The 2,155-nt window shown below is 66.8% G+C and carries 1 protein-coding gene; it reads left to right on the top strand.

Features of this window, described 5'->3' with window-relative positions:
- Window positions 1-249: 249 nt before the first annotated feature.
- Window positions 250-1,479 carry an IS701 family transposase gene (locus ACIGXE_RS37660; protein WP_399754672.1) on the top strand — a complete coding sequence of 410 codons (1,230 nt, stop codon included), beginning with the start codon at window positions 250-252 and terminating at the stop codon, window positions 1,477-1,479.
- Window positions 1,480-2,155: the final 676 nt, after the last annotated feature.

The following is a 2,155-nucleotide window of genomic DNA, read 5'->3' as shown; positions in this document are numbered from 1 at the left end:
ACAACACCAAGCCCGCATCAGCCACTACCAACGACGCGGTCACACACCGCCAGAAGCCAACAAACCATCACCACAAAGACCGTTGCAGTACTAGTACTCCAGCCGGACTTTGGTGTTATGCCTGGTCAACGGCTTGGGAATGGGGAGTGTAGCGGGATGTGGCCGGGTGCCGGGCGGGTTCGCCTGGCCTGTCCCGCGAACGAGTGACCCCGCCGCGTGTAGTGGCAGCGGTCCGGACAGCCACTCCGTGTGATCGATGACGTACCCGCCACCGAGTGGGAACAGGGACTGGAAGAACTCTTCCTGCAGATCGGCCACCGCTTCGGCCGCGTCGAGCCGAGACGGCGGACGCGGGACTACATCCGCGGCCTCCTCGGCCCCGTGGGCAGGAAGAACTCCTGGCAACTGGCCGAGTTCGCGGGGCATTCCACCCCCGACGGGCTGCAGCACCTGCTGGCGAAGAGTCGCTGGGAGGCCGACGAGATCCGCGACGACCTGCAGGAATACGTCGCCGAGCACCTTGGTGCCGACGACGGTGTTCTGATCATCGACGACACCGGGTTCGTCAAGAAGGGCTGCACCTCGGCCGGGGTGCAACGGCAGTACTCCGGCACCGCCGGCCGCACCGAGAACTGCCAGATCGGCGTCTTCGCCGCCTACGCCACCACCCGCGGGCACGCCCTGATCGACCGCGAGCTCTACCTGCCCAAGTCCTGGACCGACGACGCCGAACGCTGCCGAGCAGCCCGCGTCCCCGAACAACGCGACTTCGCGACCAAGAACGACCTCGCCCGCACCATGGTCCTGCGAGCCCAGGCCTCCCCACTGCCCATCGCCTGGGTCACCGCGGATGCCGCCTACGGACAGGACTCCCGCTTCCGCCGCTTCCTCGAAGACTCGGGCCTGTCCTACGTCATGGCCGTCCCGAAGTCCCAGCAGGTCCACGGACCCCGCATCGACCACCTCATCGGCCAGGCCCCCGCCGAGGCATGGCAACGTCTGTCCTGCGGTGACGGAGCCAAAGGAACGCGGCTCTACGACTGGGCCGCCGCCCGCCTGCCTGCGGTTTGGGAATTCGACGGCGACGAGCCCACCCGGCAACGCTGGATGCTCGCCCGTCGTAGCATCACCAAGCCCGACGAGATTGCGTACTTCCTCGCCTCCGCACCCTTGCACGCCACGGTTGCCGACCTCGCGCGGATCGCAGGATTCCGTTGGAAGATCGAGGAGTGCTTCCAGAGCGCGAAGAACGAATGCGGTCTGGATCAGTACGAGGTCCGCCGTTACGTCGGCTGGTATCGGCACATCACGCTGGCCATGCTCGCCCACGCCTTCCTGGCCATCGTCGCCGCCCAGGAACGAGAAAAGGGGGAGCTGGCCACAACACGCCCGAGCTCGTGGACCTCACCCCGGCCGAGATCCGCCGTCTGCTGGCAGCTCGGCACCGACGTCCTTCTCAACAGAGCGACCACGCGGTGAACTGGTCACGGTGGCGTCGCCGACACCAGGCCCGGGCCCGACACTTTCACTACACGCGGCGGGGGCACTCGTTCGCGGGACAGGCCAGGCGAACCCGCCCAGCACCCGGCCACATCCCGCTACACTCCCCATTCCCAAGCCGTTGACCAGGCATAACACCAAAGTCCGGCTGGAGTACTAGGACGGGGATGGCGAGGTGCATGTAGGTGGTGATGATCGGGTGTTGTCGGGCCGCGGTCTGGGCGTGGGTCTGGCCCGGTAGCGCGGGTGAGAATTCATGCCAGGGTGTCGTTGGTGTGATGGCGAGGCCCTGGAGTTGTTGAGCGGGATGTCTGACGACCGCAGCTCTTCGACTCGGGGGCCTGGTGGTTGCCTTGTCGTGCCGTATTCGACGTCCGGGTGTCCTGGTGGAGGGGGTGACGATGCTGACTCGCGAGGGTGACCGGCGGTGCCGGCTGTCACTGTCGGAGCACCGCTGTGGTGGCACTGGTGTACCCGCGGAAGAACGACACCGCGACAACTCGCGGCCGGCTTCGGGATCAGCCCGGGCACCGCGCCTGCCTATGCGCATCCCGTGATCGGTGAGCTTGTTCCGCTTTGGCGGACACCATCGGTGTGGTGGTCAGGCCGCGAGGACGGCCTCGTATTCGGCGGGACTGCGGTAGCCGAGGCTGCT

It is taken from the genome of Streptomyces sp. NPDC053431 (assembly GCF_044544925.1).
Taxonomy (GTDB): Bacteria; Actinomycetota; Actinomycetes; order Streptomycetales; family Streptomycetaceae; genus Streptomyces.
Note: the sequence above shows the minus strand (reverse complement) of the source record. Positions and strands in the feature narration are given on the sequence as shown.